The sequence below is a fragment of the Bradyrhizobium sp. C-145 genome, from assembly GCF_023375135.1.
Taxonomy (GTDB): Bacteria; Pseudomonadota; Alphaproteobacteria; order Rhizobiales; family Xanthobacteraceae; genus Bradyrhizobium; species Bradyrhizobium zhanjiangense.
The window spans coordinates 3,921,163-3,936,906 of the sequence record NZ_CP088150.1 but is presented as its reverse complement, the minus strand read 5'-3'; the positions used below and the strand labels follow the sequence as shown (position 1 = coordinate 3,936,906).

Sequence of the window (15,744 nt, the reverse complement as noted above, 5' to 3'; positions counted from 1 at the left end):
TTCCACTCTGCGCACTGCGACAGGCTCGATGCCGCAACGCGAGACGACCCCGTTGACCGCACTCGCCGTTCTGCCCAACAATTTGCCGCGTCGGCAACCACTGTCATCAAACTGAAACACTCTCACTCTAACCGGCTGGCGGGCCGTCTTGCCGGAGGCGACCGTCCTCCCAGAGACCTGACACGCGCGCCATGCCCTTCAAATTCATCCACCTCACCGACACGCATCTCGCGAATCCCGGGCTGAAGCTCTACGGCCTCGACCCGCGCGCCCGTCTCGATGCCGCCATCGCCGACATCAACAAGCATCAGTCCGATGCGGCCTTCGCGGTCGTGACCGGCGACCTCACCCATTGGGGCGAGCCTGAATCATACGCCAATTTCGCAGACGCGATGGCCGCGCTGAAGATGCCTTACATCGCCATGGTCGGCAATCACGACAAGCGAGTGGCCTGCCTCGACGGTCTTCGGTCCGCGCCGCGCGATCAGAATGGCTTCGTTCAGGGGACGCGCACCACCGAGCACGGCCTGTTCGTCTTCCTCGACACGCTGGACGAGACCAGCCACGCCGGCGAGATGTGCGACAAGCGCTTCGGCTGGCTCGAAAGCACGCTGGCCGCAGCGCCCGCTGACATGCCGTTCGTCGTCTTCATGCATCATCCGCCCTTCCCGGTCGGCGTGCTCGCGATGGACGAGATCGCGCTGAAGCAGCGCGGCGAATTCGCCGAGGTGATCGCGCCATATCGCAGCCGCATCCGCCACCTCTTCTTCGGCCATGTGCACCGGCCGATCTTCGGCAGCTACGGCAAGATCCCGTTCTCGACGCTACGCGGCACCAACCATCAGGTCTGGTTCGAGCTCAATGCCAACGCGCCGCATCTGGCGAGCCACGAACCGCCGGCCTATGGCGTGGTGCTGATCGACGATGAGAACCTGGTCGTGCACAGCCACGACTTCCTCGACACCAGTCTGCGCTTCCCCTTCGACCCGCCTGCGGGAATCGACGGCCGCGACTATGCGCTCAAGTTTGCGGCGCGGTGAGATGAGCCTCGCCGAACCCGCGGCTCTCCCGGTCGCGACCTCGGCGGCACCGCGCCTGCACGTCCTGAAGCGCTTCGCCGCCGGCTTCAAGGCATCGCTACCGGCCTATCTGCTGCTGCTGCCCTCGCTGATCTTCCTCGCGCTGTTCACCTATGGCGCGATGGGGCGCGTGTTCATCGATGCGCTCTATCAGCGCACGACGCCGAAAGCGCCCGTCCGCTTCGTCGGCCTCGACAATGTCAGCGCGGTGCTTGCCGACCCCGCCTTCACCGGCGCGGTCGTCAACAATCTCATCTATGCCGTCGGCACGGCGATCCCGAGCATCGGCCTCGCGCTCTTGTTCGCGCTGGCGCTCGCGCGCACCAACGCGGTGACCAGCGCACTTCGCGCCGCGCTGTTCCTGCCGGTGCTGATCCCGATGGTGGCAGCATCCGCGCTGTTCCTGTTCATCTTCCTGCCCAATGTCGGCCTGCTCGACTACTACATCGGCCGGTTGCTTCCGGTGCTGCCGAACTGGCTGGGTGACCCCGACATCGCGCTGTCAGCGATCATGGTGATCACGATCTGGAAGAACGCCGGCTATTACATGCTGTTCTTCCTCGCCGGCCTGCAGGCGGTGCCGGAGGACGTCACGGAGGCCGCCCATCTCGATGGCGCCGGTCCGTTCCAACGCCTGCGCTACATCATCCTGCCGGAGCTCAAGCCCACCTTCCTGTTCGTCACCGTGATCGCGACGCTCAATGCGGTGACGCAAGTCGACCACGTCTTCGTCCTGACCCAGGGTGGCCCGTCCAACTCGACCAATCTCGTGCTGTTCTACATCTACCAGCAGGCGGTCGAGCATTACGACGTCGGCAAGGCCTCGGCGGCGACGCTGCTGACGCTGGCCGCGTTGATGGGCCTCACCGCGCTTTCGTTCCGCACGCTAGCGAACCGCGAGGGCGGGCCATGAATCTGATCGACCGTCTGTTTAGGGATGCTCCGCTCGCCACGCGCCGCGAGATCACGCCAAAGCTCGGCTTCGTGCTGACCGTGCTGCTCGCGCTGGTCTGGCTGATCCCGTTCCTCTGGATGGGCGTGGCGACCCTGCGCCCGGCTTCCGACGGCATCAACCTGATGGCCGAGCTGATGCCGAGCCTGAAGCCGACGCTCGACAACATCAGGGATGCCTGGGAGATCGGCGACTTCCCGCGCTACACCCTCAACACCACCATCATCTGCACCGGCATACTGCTGGTGCAGTTCGTCACGATCACGCTGGCGGGCTTTGCCTTCGCGCGGCTCGCCTTCGCCGGCAAGACGCTGATCTTCTACCTGTTTCTGATGCAGCTGATGCTGGTGCCGGTGCTGCTGATCGTGCCCAATTTGAGCCTGATCGCGCAGCTCGGCCTCTACGACACGCTCACCGGCGTGATGATGCCGTTCTTTGCCTCGGCCTTCGGCACCTTCCTGATGCGGCAAGCGTTCGAGGCTATTCCGACCGAGCTGGAGGACGCCGCGCTGATCGACGGCGCGGGTCTGTTTCAGCGCATCCGCCACATCTACGTGCCGCTGTCGCTGCCGAGCTTTTCGGCCTTCGCCATCATCTCCGTGACCAGCCATTGGAATGACTTCCTGTGGCCGCTGATGGTGATCAACTCGCCGGACAAGCGGCCGCTCACGGTCGGGCTCTCCGTCTTCACCAAGACGGCCGAGGGCACCCAGGCCTGGGGCACCATCGCCGCGGGCACGCTGATGGTGATCGCACCGCTGCTCGTCACCTTCCTGATCTTCCAGAAGCGCTTCATCAGCTCTTTCGTCACCTCAGGCATCAAATAGGAGATTTTCCGATGCTGTTATCCCGCAGGCTCATGCTCGGCCTTGCCATTGCAGGCACGATGGCCGGCGCCCTCGCCTTTCCGGCTCTCGCCGGCGAAGGCCCGACCGAGATCGATTTGTTCTTCCCCGTCCCCGTCGACGGCAAGCTCGCCCGCGACATGGGGACCTTGATCAAGGAGTTCAACGAGACCCATCCCGAGGTCAAGGCAACCGCCGTCTACACCGGCTCCTACGACGACACGCTGATCAAGACGCGCGCCGCGATCAAGGCCGGCAAGCCGCCGTCAGCCGTGATCATGTCGGCCAACTTCCTGCTCGACATGCAGATCGAGAACGAGCTCACCAATCTGGATTCTCTGATCGCCGCCGACGGCACCACCAAGGAAAAGTTCTTGGGCCAGTTCTTCCCGGCGCTACAGGGCAACGCGGTGATCAACCGCTCGGTCTATGGCGTGCCCTTCCACAATTCGACGCCGCTGCTCTACATCAACGCCGACAAGGCCAAGGAAGCGAGCCTTGATCCGAGCAAGCCGCCGCAGACCTGGGCCGAGCTCACCGACTGGGCCAAGAAGCTCACCAAGCGCGAGGGCGACAAGGTCACCCAATGGGGCATTGCGATCCCCTGCGCCTACGACTATTGCGGCTGGATGATGGAAACGCTCACCATGTCCAATGGCGGGCGCTACTACAACGAGGAGTTCGGCGGCGAGGTCTATTACGACACGCCCTCGATGCTGGGTGCGCTCACCTGGTGGAACGACCTCATCGCCAAGCACAAGGTGCATCCGCCCGGCGCTACGCCTGGACCTGCCGTCAGCACCTCCTTCATCTCCGGCAACGCCGCGATGATGATGCTGTCCACGGGCTCGCTCACCTATGTGCGCGACAACGCCAAATTCAACTACAAGGTCGCCTTCATCCCGCGCAACGTCCGCAACGCGGTGCCGATCGGCGGCGCCTCGCTGATCATTCCGGCCGGCCTCGAAGCCGACAAGCAGAAGGCCGCCTGGACCCTGATCAAGTGGATGACTTCGCCCGAGAAGAGCGCCTGGTGGAGCCGCGCCACCGGCTATTTCGCGCCCAACATGGCCGCCTACAAGACGCCCGACATGGTCGACTTCCTGAACAAGAACCCGGACGCCAAGACCGCCGTCGAGCAGCTCGACGTCGCAAAGCCCTGGTTCGCGACCTACAAGACCGTGCCGGTGCGCAAGAACCTCGAGGACGAGGTGATGCTGGTCCTCAACGGCAAGAAGCAGCCGAAGGATGCCCTCACCGCCGCCCAGAAGGCCGCCGACGAGACGCTCAAGCCCTACAACGCGGAGACGTCGCTGAAACTGCCGTAACGCCGGCAACTCATTGCGCAAACAAACTTCGGCGCTCCGTCATGCGGGGCGCCGAATTCGTTTGGACGGCCGCTGCCCGTTAACCTGCCGTCCACCATTCGCCCGGCCCCGCCGCCGGTAACCATTGGAATTAACAGACCCTCAACGCACCCCCGACAAATTTAGCAATGTTTCTGAGGGGTTTCGTCGTGGATCTGTTGGTTTTCGAGTTCCTGGGACTGGCTCTGGTCGCCATGTGCGTGCTCGTGGTGGCGCTGCCGTGCGCCCGGAAATCCTCGCAGCGGGTCCGCTACGAATAGGATTTTTGTCGGAAAAATGCGATTTCGGCCCAAATGCAAGACTTGAATTCGCATCGAGCCCCTTGACATCACTGCACTTTCGGCAGAACGGCTGATGATCTCGTCATGGGCCGTTCATGGATTTGATTACCACCACTGCTGACCTCGCGGCTGCCTGCAGCCGGCTGGCCAAGCACCCCGTCATAACCGTCGATACCGAGTTTCTGCGCGAAACCACCTATTACCCGCTGTTGTGCGTGGTGCAGATGGCCAGCGCCGAGGAAGCCGTCGTCATCGACGCCCTGGCCGAGGACATCGACCTCAAACCGTTCTTCGAGCTGATGGGCAACGAAGGCGTGCTGAAGGTCTTCCACGCCGCCCGCCAGGACATCGAGATCATCTGGCACCAGGCCGGCATCATCCCGCATCCGGTGTTCGACACCCAGGTCGCGGCCATGGTGCTCGGCTATGGCGACAGCATCGCCTATGACCAGTTGGTCGAGAAGGTCACCGGTCACCGCCCGGACAAGACTCACCGCTTCACCGACTGGTCGCGCCGGCCGCTCACCAAGGAGCAGATGCACTACGCGGTATCAGACGTCACCCACCTGCGCGACGTGTTCGCCGCGCTTGACGCCGACCTGAAGAAGCGCCGCCGCAGCGAATGGGTCTCCATCGAGATGGAGGTTTTGACCTCGCCTAGGACCTACGACTTCCACCCCGAGCGCGCCTGGGAGCGGCTGAAGACCCGGGTGCGCAAGCCGAAGGACCTCGCGGTACTGATGGAGGTCGCGGCCTGGCGCGAGCAGGAGGCGCAGAGCCGCGACGTGCCGCGCGGTCGCGTGCTGCGCGATGAAGCGATCAGCGACATCGCAACGCATGCGCCGACCACGCTGGAGAAGCTCGCCCATCTGCGCTCGGTGCCGAAGGGGTTTGAGAAATCCAAATGGGGCGCGGACATCGTCGCCGCGGTCGAGCGCGGGCTGGCGCGGGATTTCTCGACGCTGCCGAAGCTGGAGAAGCCGCGCAACAACTCTAATGGCGCCGCCATCGTCGAGCTGTTGAAGGTGCTGCTGCGCATGACCGCGGAGCGCCATGCAGTCGCCAGCAAGGTGATCGCCACCGTCGACCATCTCGAGGAGATTGCAGCCAGTGACGAGGCCGACGTGCCGGCCCTGCGCGGCTGGCGCCGCGAGCTGTTCGGCGATGCCGCGCTGAAGCTCAAGCGCGGCGAGCTGGCGCTCGCGATCGAAAAGGGCCGCGTGGTCGGGGTGCAGCGGGCGTAGGCCCGCGCCCTCCCCTCAGTGTCGTCCCGGCCTAGTGCGCAATTGCGCACGGGGGGCCGGGACCCATTACCCCCCTGGGAGGAGTTTGGCGAAGATTCGCCATTCGGTACTTCTACGAACCCCGATCGATAGATCACGCGGTATGGGTCCTGGCTTTCGCCAGGACGACACCGGTGGATGTGGCTGGCTGCTTCGGCCACACTGACAGACTCGATCCTACCCCGGCGTCAGCTTCGCCACCTCCCCCTTCATGTCCTCCAGCACACCCGAGATCGCCGCGACCAGCTCGTCGATCTGGGCCTTGGTGGCGATCAGCGGCGGGCAGATGGCGATGGCATCGAACATGTTGCGCGAGATCACGCCGCGCTCCTGAAGCATGCGGCTTGCGATGCCGCCGACAGCGCCGGGCGTAGCGGCTGCCGTCTTGCGCCCCTTGTCGAGCACGAGCTCGAGGGCGGCGATCATGCCGACGCCGCGGACCTCGCCGACCAGCGGATGGCTGGCGAGCTCGCGCAGCTTGCCCTGCATGTAGCTCCCCAGTTCGGCGGCATGCGCGACCAGACCGCGCTCCTCGATGATCTTCAAATTCTCCAGCGCAATCGCCGAGCCGACGGGATGGCCGCCCGCGGTGAAGCCGTGGCCGAGCACACCGATCTTGTTGCTCTCGTCAGCGATCGGCTCGAACATGCGGTCGTTCAGCATGATCGCCGACAGCGGGAAATAGCTCGAGGTGATCTGCTTGGAGACCACCATCGCGTCCGGCTTAATGCCATAGGTCTCGCAGCCGAACATCTTGCCGGTACGGCCGAAGCCGCAGATCACCTCGTCGGCGACCAGCAGAATGTCGTACTTCTTCAAGACCTTCTGGATCTTGTCCCAATAGGTCGCCGGCGGAACGATGACGCCGCCCGCCCCCATCACCGGCTCGCCGAAGAAGGCCGCGATCGTATCCGGGCCCTCCTTCTGGATCAGCGCGTCGAGCTCCTCGGCCCGGCGCGTCGCGAACGCCTCCTCGCTCTCGCCCGGCGCGCCGTCCTTGTAGAAATGCGGCGAGCCCGTGTGCAGGATGTTCGGCAGCGGCAGGTCGAACGAGCGGTGATTGTTCGGCAGGCCCGTGAGGCTGGCCGAGGCGATGGTGACGCCGTGATAGGCGCGCAGGCGGCTGATCACCTTCTTGCGCTGAGGCTGGCCAAGCGCGTTGGAGCGATAGGCGATCAGCTTCAGGACGGTATCGTTCGCTTCCGAGCCGGAATTGGTGAAGAACACCTTGCTCATCGGCACCGGCGCGAGTGCGACCAGCTTCTCGGCGAGGTCGATCGAGGGCCCGTGCGATTTGGCCGAGAATGTATGATAGAATGGCAGCGCCTGCATCTGCTTGTGTGCGGCATCGACGAGACGCTTCTCGTTGAAGCCGAGCCCGACGCTCCACAAGCCTGCCATCGCCTCGAAATAGCGCTTGCCCGCGGCATCGAACACGTAGGGACCCTCGCCGCGCTCAATCACGAGGGGACCGGCCTGCTGATGGGTGCGCGCGTTGGTGTAGGGATGGAGCTGGTAGGCCACATCCCGGGCCTCTGGCGAATTCGGCAGCATGGACATTTGCAGGGATCCCTAAAGTCGTGACGTCGCCGGCACAGCCAGCGTCATCACTTGATGATCAAGCCACTTGGCTATTGCGATGAGACAAAGCTTGCAACGCCAATTCGTCGGCAGCAAGCACTCAGCAGCGTTGCACAAAGCAGCATATCGGGGATCGGGCAGCTCTCAAGCCGCGTCGTCGTCATCCCCATCGTCAGCGGCGGCGGCCTCCCTCACCTCAACGAGCGCCATCGAGAGCAGATAGACCGTCGTGGGCAAGCCGACGCGGCGGGCCGTCTCGACGGCACGCGACAAATCGCTTGCCAGCTCCTTGAGCTGTTCTCCCCGTGACAATGTTTCGACCCCCACCCGCCGATCGCGGCCGCCTACACCGCAACGGCGCCGCTGGTTCTGATCAGTTCGGCGCTGGAATGGATCGTAGCAAAATTCCCGATGACATTCACTACTGCACGCTTGTAGGCGGCGGCATCGCCGGTGCCCGGCTGCCGGCAGGCCACGGCGTCGGCGACCACCTCGTAGCGATGGCTGCGGTGAAATCCGTCCACGGCGGTGGCCAGGATGGTCTCGTCCAGGGAAAAGCCGGCCAGCACGCAGCGCACATTGTGGATATTGGACATGTAGTCCACAAACCGCGACGAGCTGTAGGCCGACGGCAGCGGATGCTCGAACGTCATTTCTCCCGGACGCGGCTTCGCCTCCCCGATCCAATCGGTCAGCCTGGATGCCGGATTGAACCAGGCCGCCTGCGCGATGCGCTTCAAATGCATCACCGGCCAGAGATTGCTGCGCCACAGCGTCAGCAGTTCCAGGCAGCGCTCGGTGGCGGCATCTCCGTCGAGGATGACGTGGCGGCGCCCAGGGGTCAGATATTCGACCTGGAGGTCCGCGCAGATCAGGATCGGCGGATCATCGTGGATGGAAACCGGCATTGTCTTGCGCGCAGCTGCACCTGTTTCAACGGTCGGCGAGCGCGAGATCCCGCAGCGGCGAAGTCACCGCCCGCCCCGCCGAGGCATCCAGCACGCCCGGCCGGTCCCAATCGCCTTCGGGCCGGATGATCACATAGGGATCGCTGTCCAGCGTGATGGCGTCCGGCCCCGGCTCGATCTCCAGCAGCATCTCCGTGTAGGAGAAATCCGAGAAGGTGATCTTGCGGTTGTGGCCGAGCGGCTTGGCGCCGAAATGGGCCCAGAAATCGACCAGCCGGTCCTGCGCCTGGCCGTAGATCTTGCGGAAGCCCTTGCGCTTCACATAGTCGACGCTTGCCTGCACCAGTTTGAACGAGACGCGCGAGCGCCGGTACTGGTGACGCACCGCAAGCCGCTCCACCTTGGCGAAATCGCCGAAGAAGCGCACCCGCAGGCAGCCCGCGGGCTCGTTGCCGACGAAGCCGATGAAATGCGCGGCCACCATGTCGTTGCCGTCGAACTCCTCCTCGAACGGACAATCCTGCTCGGCGAGATAGACCGCAGAGCGGATCGCGGTGACCAACATCAGATCGCTGGGATCGCGCGCAAGGCGGATGGTGATGGCGCGGGAGTCGGGCTTGGCGAGAGGAATTCTAGTACCGTGCATCTGCAAAACTCCTTGCTTGGATGATCGCACCCGGCATTCGCATCGGCTGGCGATGCCAGGGGCGCTCGTAGCACCAGAGGTCGGGTTGGAAGCTTGGGACAGGCACAAAGCCGGTCGCCTTCATGATGTCGCGTCCGGCCACGGTTGATGGCTGCGCATAGCAATCGGCACCGCGAAACCTTAGCTGTCGCAGATGAGCCGCGGCCTTGCCGAGACCGGCGATACCGCGCCCCGTCGTCGCGATCGCCCAGATGTAGATGGCCGCGACGTCGTCTTTCGCGGACGCGAGATAGCGCGTCTCGGGCGCGGTGAGGCAGATCTCGTCGAGCAGCAGCGCATCGTGCCCGCGATCATTGAGGAACAGGAAGGCCATGCCGCCGAGCAGACGGCCCTTCCGGCTGAAAGTCAGGATGCTCTGAGGATCGAAGGTGAAATATCTTGCAAGCTCTGCTGAACCGATCTGCACGCCCGGCACCAGGCGATGCGCCATTTCCGAAAGCGCGGCGATTTCGGAAAATTGCGCGCAACGGACGTCCACGTCCGGGCTCAGCGGCAGCGCGTCGAAATCATGCCTTGCGGCAAACGAGCCTCTTTCCATACCGAGATCGCCCCTCTATCGTTTGCGACTTTCGTACCCCGCTATGAGGACGAGCTTAGCGGTTGGGGACCAAGAGTATGCAGCAGTTATTGCACCGGGGTGCTGCGATGATGCAGCACCGTGAAGAAGTCCTGGGTGCGTCCTGGGACGATTTGAAGCTGTTTTTAGCGTGCGCAAAATATAAAAGTTTTCGCAACGCGGCCGAAGAGCTCGGCCTCACGTCCACCACCTTGATGCGCCGGATCGACCGGCTCGAAGAGAGCATCGGCTGCAAGCTGTTCCTGCGCGACCAGAGCGGACTCACGCTCAGCGACGAAGGCACCGCGATGATCGCCGACGTCGCGCATATGGAGCGTCACGCCTTCAACGTCTTCCGTCGCGCCGCGCGTTCGTCGAACGACACCGCTGGCACCGTGCGCGTCGCGGTGACGGAAGGACCCGGCAATTTCTGGATCCTGCCGCGGTTGATCGATTTCCAGAAGACCTATCGCAGGATCACGGTCGATCTGCGCTGCGCGATGGAGCAGGCCGACGTCGCGCGGCTTGAATCCGACATCGCGATCCAGCTCGAGCCACCGACCAATCCGGATCTGATCGTCGCCAAGCTGGGCCGGCTGCACATCTATCCGTTCGTCTCCAAGGAGTACGAGGATCTCTACGGCGTGCCGGCAACGCTCGCCGAACTCAAGAACCACCGCATCATCAAGCAGAGCGCGCCGCAGGTCGATGACGGCGCCTACGCCCGCGTGCTCGGGCTGAAGTCGCTGGAAGGCGTCGTCGGGATCAAGACCAACTCCTCGGTCGGCGTGCTCTATGCCGTCGAGCGCGGCGCCGGCATCGGCTTCCTGCCGACGGTGTCGATCGCGCTCGGTGCGCCGCTCGTTGCCGTCGATCTCGGCGTCAGCCACCACGCCGATCTCTGGCTCACCTATCACAAGGAGTTCCGCACCTCCGAGCGGCACAAGATCGTGGTCGACTGGCTGAAGAAGATCTTCGATCCCAAGACCTATCCCTGCTTCCGCGACGAGTTCATCCATCCGAACGCGCTGGTGCCGATGATGACGGCCGCGCGCGAGGGTTTTGGGCTGACGGGCTATGCCGCGGCAACGCCGGCGTAAGTTTCAGCTCACCATTTGTATTCGAAGCCGACTGTGCCCTGGTGCGAGGTGAGCTCGTTGCGGAACTTGCCGTCGTAATTGACGTAGAGCCGCGCGACGCTGGTCAGGCTGAGCGAGGCCGAGGCGCCGGCATCCATGCCGTAGCGGCTCTCGCCGATGCCGGGGACGACGATGCTCTGGGTCCCCAGGCTGACCTGGACCGATCCGAGGTCCTGGTGGAAATTGTCGACGAACTTGCCGTAGGCGGACAGGTCGAGGATTTTCTGGTCGATGATGAAGTAGCGGCCGATCTCGGCCCCGATCATGACGCGCGCGCGCGACAGCGCCGTCGCGCCGACGTTGAGCGGATCAAGGCCGCCGGCCTCCTGGAACGCCGCGCTGGTGGCGCGCACATATTCCAGCGCGCCCTTGGGCACGATGCGCATCTGGTCCTTGGTCCAGTAATAGCTGATCTCGGTCAGCGCACCGTCGACCGCGGCGCGATAGCCCGCGTTCGCAACGCCAAAGCCGGTGTCGCGGCTGGAACGGACCTTGCCGAATCCGTGCACCACCGCAAAGGCCCAAGTCCAGGGCCCCTTGTCGATGGAGCCGTTGAGGCCGATTTGGGTCAGGTCGAGTGTCGCCGACTGGAGCGCCAGCGGCACGTCGATGTCGGTGTGGCTCTGGTCGACAGAAAAGCCGATATTGACGCCGGGTGCGAGCCGCGCGCCGATGCCGGCGACGCCGCCAAAGGTCTTGCGCTTGTCGCCGAGGAAGTCTCCCTGCGCATCGGTGCGGACCGAGATGCCGTAGCCCTCGAACCAGGTGCGGTAGCGCGGATCTTCGGTGCTCGCCGATGCGCCGCCGCCGCCGGGATTGGTCCGGGATGCCCGGTTGATGCCGCTCGATGCCTGGTTGCCGAGGCGCTCCAGGAAACCTGAGCCGAGATTGAGCGTGCTGTTGCCGGCCGACTGGTCGTAGTTGGTCGAGGTCGGCATCGGGACCGGGGTCGGAGACGGCGTGGGTGTCGGGGTCGGCGTGGGCGTCGGCGTCGGACTTTGCGCGAGGACGGGCGTCGCCGCCGACACCGTCACGATGAACGCAAACGTCATAAGGGCAAAGGTCGTCGCGACCGCTGCCGCGACCCGGCGGACGCGGTTCAGCCCGATCGTCTGCCGTGTCCCTGGTGGCTGCACGGTGCAGCGCATGACGACAAATCCCAAAGCAAATGGCGGCGCGCAAAAATGCAACAGGAGCGGCGCACGCATGAGGTGATTTGCGCCGAACTGTTACGGAGGGTCAACCAGCTGACGCCTCCCGACGAGGGGGATTGCTCCTGATTGTGGTTCCCCGGCCACAGGTCGAAAATTGCACTTGGGCGCGTCCGGTGCGATCTTGAAATTCGCGTCCTGCTTGCTAACGCGCGCTTTTCATGTTGCAATATTGACCACAATCGGAATTGGCCGCTCGGCTGTGCGTTTCGCGACATTAAGACTCAAGACTCGAACAGACTTCCGGAAGCCCGTTTGTGGCGTGGCACGCGAAAAAGCGGCCGCGTCTTTTTTCTATCTAGTGGAGGAGACTAGCGATGCCGCAAAAGGGCACCGTCAAATGGTTCAACCCGACCAAGGGCTATGGGTTCATCAAGCCGAACGGCGGCGACAAGGACGTGTTCGTCCACATCTCCGCCGTCGAGCGCGCCGGACTCTCGACCCTCAACGAGAACCAGGTGGTTGAATACGACCTCGTGGAGAACCGCGGCAAATCATCCGCGGAGAACCTCAAGGTCTCCTGATTTCTCTCAAAGCTACGCGCGAGAGATCATGACGTTGCCCCCGGCTCTGCCGGGGGATTTTGTTTGGAAAGTCAAAAGCAACGTCGCTTCAGCTCACCACCGGCGAAACCAAAAAATTCTCCCACGGTCCGCTGCCGGCCGTCTTGCACACCTCGCCCTCGATCCGGACCTTGTCGGCCGCGAGCAGCCGCAGCGCCTCGGGATAGATGCGGTGCTCGACTTCGAGGATGCGCTCCGAGAGCGTGTCCGACGTATCGTTGTCGCTGACGGGCACGGCGCCTTGCATCACGATCGGGCCGGCATCGGTCTCCGGGATCACGAAGTGCACCGTCGCACCGGACAGCTTGACGCCGGCACGCAAGGCCTGGCCGTGCGGGTCGAGGCCGGGGAAGGATGGCAGCAGCGAGGGATGGATGTTGAGCATCCGCCCGTACCAGGCCTTGGTGAACTCCGCCGTGAACAGGCGCATGAAGCCGCCCAGACAAATCAGCTCGATGCCGTGCCGGTCCAGCGCGGCCTGCAGCACCTTCTCGAAACCTGCGCGGTCCTTGCCGAACGGCTTGCTCTCGATCACCTCCGTTGTCACGCCGCTCGCCCTCGCCCGTTCGAGCCCCAGTGCATCGGCCTTGTTCGAGATGACCAGCGAAATCTCTGCCGGAAAATCCGCGGCAGCCGCTGCCTTGATCAGCGCAGCCATGTTGGAGCCGCGGCCAGAGATCAGGATGGCGACGCGGCGCTTCATCACAGCGCCAGGTCGAGGTGGCCGTTATAGACGACGCGGTGCTCGCCTTCGGCCGGGATCACGGTGCCGAGCTGCGCCACGGTCTCGCCGGCATCGGTCAAGACCTTGACCACCTTGTCGACCTGGTCAGGCTCGACGATCGCGATCATGCCGATGCCGCAATTGAAGGTGCGCAGCATTTCCAGCTCGGCGATGCCGGCCTGCGCGGCCAGCCATTTGAACACCGGCAGCACCGGCAGCTGTGCAAGGTCGATGCCGACGCCGAGGTGCTTCGGCAGCACGCGCGGAATGTTGTCGGTGAAACCGCCGCCGGTGATGTGGGCGAGCCCCTTCACCGCGCCAGTCTCGCGGATCGCGCGCAGGCAGGATTTGACGTAGAGCCGCGTCGGCGTCAGTAGCGCGCCGCCCAGCGTCATCACCGGCGCGAAAGGCGCTTGCGCCTCGAAGCCGAGACCGGATTGTTCCACGATCTTGCGCACCAGCGAGAAGCCGTTGGAGTGCACGCCCGACGAGGCGAGTCCGATCACGGCGTCGCCCGCCGCGATGTCCTTGCGCGGCAGCAGCGTGCCGCGCTCGGCGGCGCCGACGGCAAAGCCGCCGAGATCGTAGTCGCCGTCCTTGTAGAGGCCGGGCATCTCGGCCGTTTCGCCGCCGATCAGGGCGCAGCCGGATTCGCGGCAGCCCTCCGCAACGCCGGCGACGATCGCGGCGGTGGCCTCGGGATCGAGCTTGCCGCAGGCAAAATAGTCCAGGAAGAACAGTGGCTCGGCGCCCTGAACCACGAGGTCGTTAACGCTCATGGCGACGAGGTCGATGCCGATGCCGCCATGCAGGCCGGTCTCGATCGCGATCTTGACCTTGGTGCCGACGCCGTCGGTCGCGGCAACCAGCACGGGGTCCTTGAAACCGGCCGCCTTGAGGTCGAACAGGCCGCCGAAACCGCCGATCTCGGCGTCGGCGCCGGGCCGTGCGGTGGCGCGCACCATCGGCTTGATCAGGTCGACGAGGCGGTTGCCGGCGTCGATATCGACGCCTGAATCGGCGTAAGTGAGGCCGTTTTTGCGGTCGGTCATGCCCGATTTCCAGTGGGTTTGCGGCTGGTTACGTCGAATTCCGGGGACGCGCAATGGCTCGCATGGCGCCCCGCCCTATACTATGTAGATATCAACCGGTTCAGCCTCCGAGGGGGCCGGATCTGAGGTCAATCCGGGTGCCGGGAAGCGCCGCGTGAGTATTCCGAACATCATTACCCTGGGCCGCATCATGCTGGTCCCGATCATCGTCTGGGCCATCGTGTCGAGCCAAATGGAGGTGGCGTTCGCGGTCTTCCTGATCGCCGGTATCAGCGACGCCGTCGACGGCTTCCTGGCCAAGCGCTTCAACATGACGAGCGAGCTCGGCGCCCTGCTCGATCCGCTCGCCGACAAGGCGCTGCTGGTCTCGATCTACATGGCGCTCGGCATCTGGGGGGCGATTCCGCGCTGGATCGTCATCCTCGTGGTCTCGCGCGACATCATGATCGTCGCCGCCGTGATCGTATCCTGGCTGTTCGACCGGCCGGTCGAGATGAAGCCCTCGAAGGTGTCCAAGCTCAACACTGTGGCCCAAGTGGCGTTCGCGGCCTTGGTGCTGGCCGCGCTTGCCTTCGGCTTCAAGCCGGCCCCTTATGATATGATCCTGATGGGCCTCGTCACGGTCTTCACGCTCTCGTCCGTGTCGCTCTATCTCGTCGAGTGGCTGCGGCACATGAGCACGATCGAGGCCAAATGAGTTGGGATGCGGCCCCGCAAAAGGCCAACTCCCGCTCCGATCAAGTCGAATCTTTTCCAACGAGGCCGGCGCGCCGGCATGGAGCAAGGCAAGCGTGGCAGGCCGCGTTCATCCCCGACAATTGGCGTTTTCGCTTCCGCATGCGGAAAGCCTCAGTCGGGACAATTTCCTCGAGGGCCCCGCCAACGTGGCCGGCCTCGGCCTGATCGACGCCTGGCCGGAATGGCCGAACCGGATTATGTGGCTGGCCGGCCCCGAAGGCAGCGGCAAGAGCCATCTCGCCGCGATCTGGGCCGAGGAGGCTGGCGCCCGCTCGACCACGGCCAATGCCCTGACCGCCGCAGCGGTTCCGGGCGCGCTCGCCACCGGGGCGCTAGTGGTCGAGGATCTCAAGGCGAAAGAATTTGACGAGCGTGCCCTCTTCCACCTGATGAACCTCGCCCGTGAGGATGGCGCCTACGTCCTCTTCACCGGACGCGAGGTCCCGGCATCGCTCGAGATCGAGCTTCGCGACCTGCGCTCGCGCCTGCGCGCCGTGCCGGTGGTCGCGCTGCTGCCGCCCGACGACCAGCTTTTCCGTGGCCTGATCGTCAAATTCTGCGCCGACCGCCAGCTCACGGTGGATGAGAGCGTGGTCAGCTACCTTGCCACCCGCCTGGAGCGGTCCTCGGCCGCCGCCCGGCGGGCTGTGGAATTGCTCGACAGCGAGGCCCTGCGACTTGGGCGCCCCGTCACCCGGGCGCTGGCCGCCGAGCTGCTTCGGGATGCCTGACCGGACCCCGCTCGCCTCCGAGGCCGCT

At 64.4% G+C, this 15,744-nt stretch carries 17 protein-coding genes; 10 read left to right on the top strand and 7 right to left on the bottom strand.

Annotated elements, in window-relative coordinates; genetic code table 11:
• Nucleotides 1–191 precede the first annotated feature (191 nt).
• The 5 genes from LRP30_RS18210 (at nt 192) to rnd (ending at nt 5,768) form a co-directional block, all read left to right on the top strand.
• The gene (locus tag LRP30_RS18210) at nt 192–1,040 is read left to right on the top strand and encodes a phosphodiesterase (protein WP_249761250.1); all 849 of its coding nucleotides are present in this window, start codon (nt 192–194) and stop codon (nt 1,038–1,040) included.
• A 1-nt stretch (nt 1,041) separates the two neighbouring features.
• Nucleotides 1,042–1,992, top strand: a complete 951-nt coding sequence (locus LRP30_RS18205; protein ID WP_164935066.1) for a sugar ABC transporter permease — start codon at nt 1,042–1,044, stop codon at nt 1,990–1,992.
• Nucleotides 1,989–2,858, top strand: coding sequence for a carbohydrate ABC transporter permease (locus tag LRP30_RS18200; RefSeq protein ID WP_128934231.1), 870 nt, complete (start codon nt 1,989–1,991; stop codon nt 2,856–2,858). Before LRP30_RS18205 ends, LRP30_RS18200 begins: the two co-directional genes overlap by 4 nt.
• Before the next feature lie 11 nt (nt 2,859–2,869).
• On the top strand, nt 2,870–4,204 hold the full coding sequence (locus tag LRP30_RS18195) for an ABC transporter substrate-binding protein (protein ID WP_249761249.1): 1,335 nt from the start codon (nt 2,870–2,872) through the stop codon (nt 4,202–4,204).
• A gap of 415 nt (nt 4,205–4,619) precedes the next feature.
• Nucleotides 4,620–5,768 (top strand): ribonuclease D, encoded by a 1,149-nt coding sequence (gene rnd, locus LRP30_RS18190; RefSeq protein WP_249761248.1) that lies wholly within the window; start codon nt 4,620–4,622, stop codon nt 5,766–5,768.
• 216 nt (nt 5,769–5,984) lie between these two features.
• On the opposite strand, the gene LRP30_RS18185 is transcribed toward rnd, so the two are convergent.
• Nucleotides 5,985–7,367: an aspartate aminotransferase family protein gene (locus tag LRP30_RS18185; RefSeq protein ID WP_249761247.1), complete on the bottom strand. Its 1,383-nt coding sequence runs from the start codon at nt 7,365–7,367 to the stop codon at nt 5,985–5,987.
• 54 nt (nt 7,368–7,421) lie between these two features.
• On the opposite strand from LRP30_RS18185, the gene LRP30_RS18180 reads away from it, so the two are divergent.
• Nucleotides 7,422–7,697: a hypothetical protein gene (locus LRP30_RS18180; protein WP_249762002.1), complete on the top strand. Its 276-nt coding sequence runs from the start codon at nt 7,422–7,424 to the stop codon at nt 7,695–7,697.
• Between the two features lie 35 nt (nt 7,698–7,732).
• On the opposite strand, the gene LRP30_RS18175 is transcribed toward LRP30_RS18180, so the two are convergent.
• The 3 genes from LRP30_RS18175 to LRP30_RS18165 are packed head-to-tail and all read right to left on the bottom strand — an operon-like array spanning nt 7,733 to nt 9,540.
• Nucleotides 7,733–8,296, bottom strand: coding sequence for an isochorismatase family protein (locus LRP30_RS18175; RefSeq protein ID WP_128934234.1), 564 nt, complete (start codon nt 8,294–8,296; stop codon nt 7,733–7,735).
• A gap of 25 nt (nt 8,297–8,321) precedes the next feature.
• Nucleotides 8,322–8,942: a GNAT family N-acetyltransferase gene (locus LRP30_RS18170; protein WP_091892890.1), complete on the bottom strand. Its 621-nt coding sequence runs from the start codon at nt 8,940–8,942 to the stop codon at nt 8,322–8,324.
• Complete coding sequence (locus LRP30_RS18165) at nt 8,929–9,540, bottom strand: hypothetical protein (protein ID WP_091892888.1); 612 nt, start codon at nt 9,538–9,540, stop codon at nt 8,929–8,931. The genes LRP30_RS18170 and LRP30_RS18165 overlap by 14 nt, the downstream gene beginning before the upstream one ends.
• 77 nt (nt 9,541–9,617) lie before the next feature.
• Here LRP30_RS18165 and LRP30_RS18160 point away from each other — a divergent pair, with 77 nt between their 5' ends.
• Nucleotides 9,618–10,658, top strand: a complete 1,041-nt coding sequence (locus LRP30_RS18160) for a LysR family transcriptional regulator (RefSeq protein ID WP_128941880.1) — start codon at nt 9,618–9,620, stop codon at nt 10,656–10,658.
• Nucleotides 10,659–10,666: 8 nt separating this feature from the next.
• Here the strand turns inward: LRP30_RS18160 and LRP30_RS18155 are convergent, their stop codons facing one another.
• Nucleotides 10,667–11,845, bottom strand: coding sequence for an autotransporter outer membrane beta-barrel domain-containing protein (locus tag LRP30_RS18155; RefSeq protein ID WP_249761246.1), 1,179 nt, complete (start codon nt 11,843–11,845; stop codon nt 10,667–10,669).
• A 380-nt stretch (nt 11,846–12,225) separates the two neighbouring features.
• Here LRP30_RS18155 and LRP30_RS18150 point away from each other — a divergent pair, with 380 nt between their 5' ends.
• Nucleotides 12,226–12,432 carry a cold-shock protein gene (locus tag LRP30_RS18150; RefSeq protein WP_008551638.1) on the top strand — a complete coding sequence of 69 codons (207 nt, stop codon included), beginning with the start codon at nt 12,226–12,228 and terminating at the stop codon, nt 12,430–12,432.
• A gap of 88 nt (nt 12,433–12,520) precedes the next feature.
• On the opposite strand, the gene purN is transcribed toward LRP30_RS18150, so the two are convergent.
• Together purN and purM are read right to left on the bottom strand one after the other, a co-directional pair.
• On the bottom strand, nt 12,521–13,174 hold the full coding sequence (gene purN, locus LRP30_RS18145; protein ID WP_249761245.1) for a phosphoribosylglycinamide formyltransferase: 654 nt from the start codon (nt 13,172–13,174) through the stop codon (nt 12,521–12,523).
• A complete protein-coding gene (purM, locus tag LRP30_RS18140) occupies nt 13,174–14,247 on the bottom strand; it encodes a phosphoribosylformylglycinamidine cyclo-ligase (protein ID WP_249761244.1) in 1,074 nt (357 codons plus the stop codon). Before purM ends, purN begins: the two co-directional genes overlap by 1 nt.
• Nucleotides 14,248–14,401: 154 nt before the next feature.
• Here purM and LRP30_RS18135 point away from each other — a divergent pair, with 154 nt between their 5' ends.
• Together LRP30_RS18135 and LRP30_RS18130 are read left to right on the top strand one after the other, a co-directional pair.
• The gene (locus LRP30_RS18135) at nt 14,402–14,944 is read left to right on the top strand and encodes a CDP-alcohol phosphatidyltransferase family protein (RefSeq protein ID WP_128934241.1); all 543 of its coding nucleotides are present in this window, start codon (nt 14,402–14,404) and stop codon (nt 14,942–14,944) included.
• A 94-nt stretch (nt 14,945–15,038) separates the two neighbouring features.
• The gene (locus LRP30_RS18130) at nt 15,039–15,716 is read left to right on the top strand and encodes a DnaA/Hda family protein (protein ID WP_249761243.1); all 678 of its coding nucleotides are present in this window, start codon (nt 15,039–15,041) and stop codon (nt 15,714–15,716) included.
• The last annotated feature ends 28 nt before the right edge of the window (nt 15,717–15,744 follow it).

Coding starts and splice junctions, on each gene's coding strand:
- LRP30_RS18205 (WP_164935066.1), top strand. CDS start 1,042: ATGAGCCTCGCCGAACCCGCGGCTCTCCCGGTCGCGACCTCGGCGGCA.
- LRP30_RS18170 (WP_091892890.1), bottom strand. CDS start 8,942: ATGCACGGTACTAGAATTCCTCTCGCCAAGCCCGACTCCCGCGCCATC.
- LRP30_RS18200 (WP_128934231.1), top strand. CDS start 1,989: ATGAATCTGATCGACCGTCTGTTTAGGGATGCTCCGCTCGCCACGCGC.
- LRP30_RS18175 (WP_128934234.1), bottom strand. CDS start 8,296: ATGCCGGTTTCCATCCACGATGATCCGCCGATCCTGATCTGCGCGGAC.
- LRP30_RS18150 (WP_008551638.1), top strand. CDS start 12,226: ATGCCGCAAAAGGGCACCGTCAAATGGTTCAACCCGACCAAGGGCTAT.
- LRP30_RS18210 (WP_249761250.1), top strand. CDS start 192: ATGCCCTTCAAATTCATCCACCTCACCGACACGCATCTCGCGAATCCC.
- LRP30_RS18155 (WP_249761246.1), bottom strand. CDS start 11,845: ATGCGCTGCACCGTGCAGCCACCAGGGACACGGCAGACGATCGGGCTG.
- LRP30_RS18180 (WP_249762002.1), top strand. CDS start 7,422: ATGATCAAGCCACTTGGCTATTGCGATGAGACAAAGCTTGCAACGCCA.
- LRP30_RS18195 (WP_249761249.1), top strand. CDS start 2,870: ATGCTGTTATCCCGCAGGCTCATGCTCGGCCTTGCCATTGCAGGCACG.
- LRP30_RS18160 (WP_128941880.1), top strand. CDS start 9,618: ATGCAGCAGTTATTGCACCGGGGTGCTGCGATGATGCAGCACCGTGAA.
- LRP30_RS18185 (WP_249761247.1), bottom strand. CDS start 7,367: ATGTCCATGCTGCCGAATTCGCCAGAGGCCCGGGATGTGGCCTACCAG.
- purM (WP_249761244.1), bottom strand. CDS start 14,247: ATGACCGACCGCAAAAACGGCCTCACTTACGCCGATTCAGGCGTCGAT.
- LRP30_RS18165 (WP_091892888.1), bottom strand. CDS start 9,540: ATGGAAAGAGGCTCGTTTGCCGCAAGGCATGATTTCGACGCGCTGCCG.
- rnd (WP_249761248.1), top strand. CDS start 4,620: ATGGATTTGATTACCACCACTGCTGACCTCGCGGCTGCCTGCAGCCGG.
- purN (WP_249761245.1), bottom strand. CDS start 13,174: ATGAAGCGCCGCGTCGCCATCCTGATCTCTGGCCGCGGCTCCAACATG.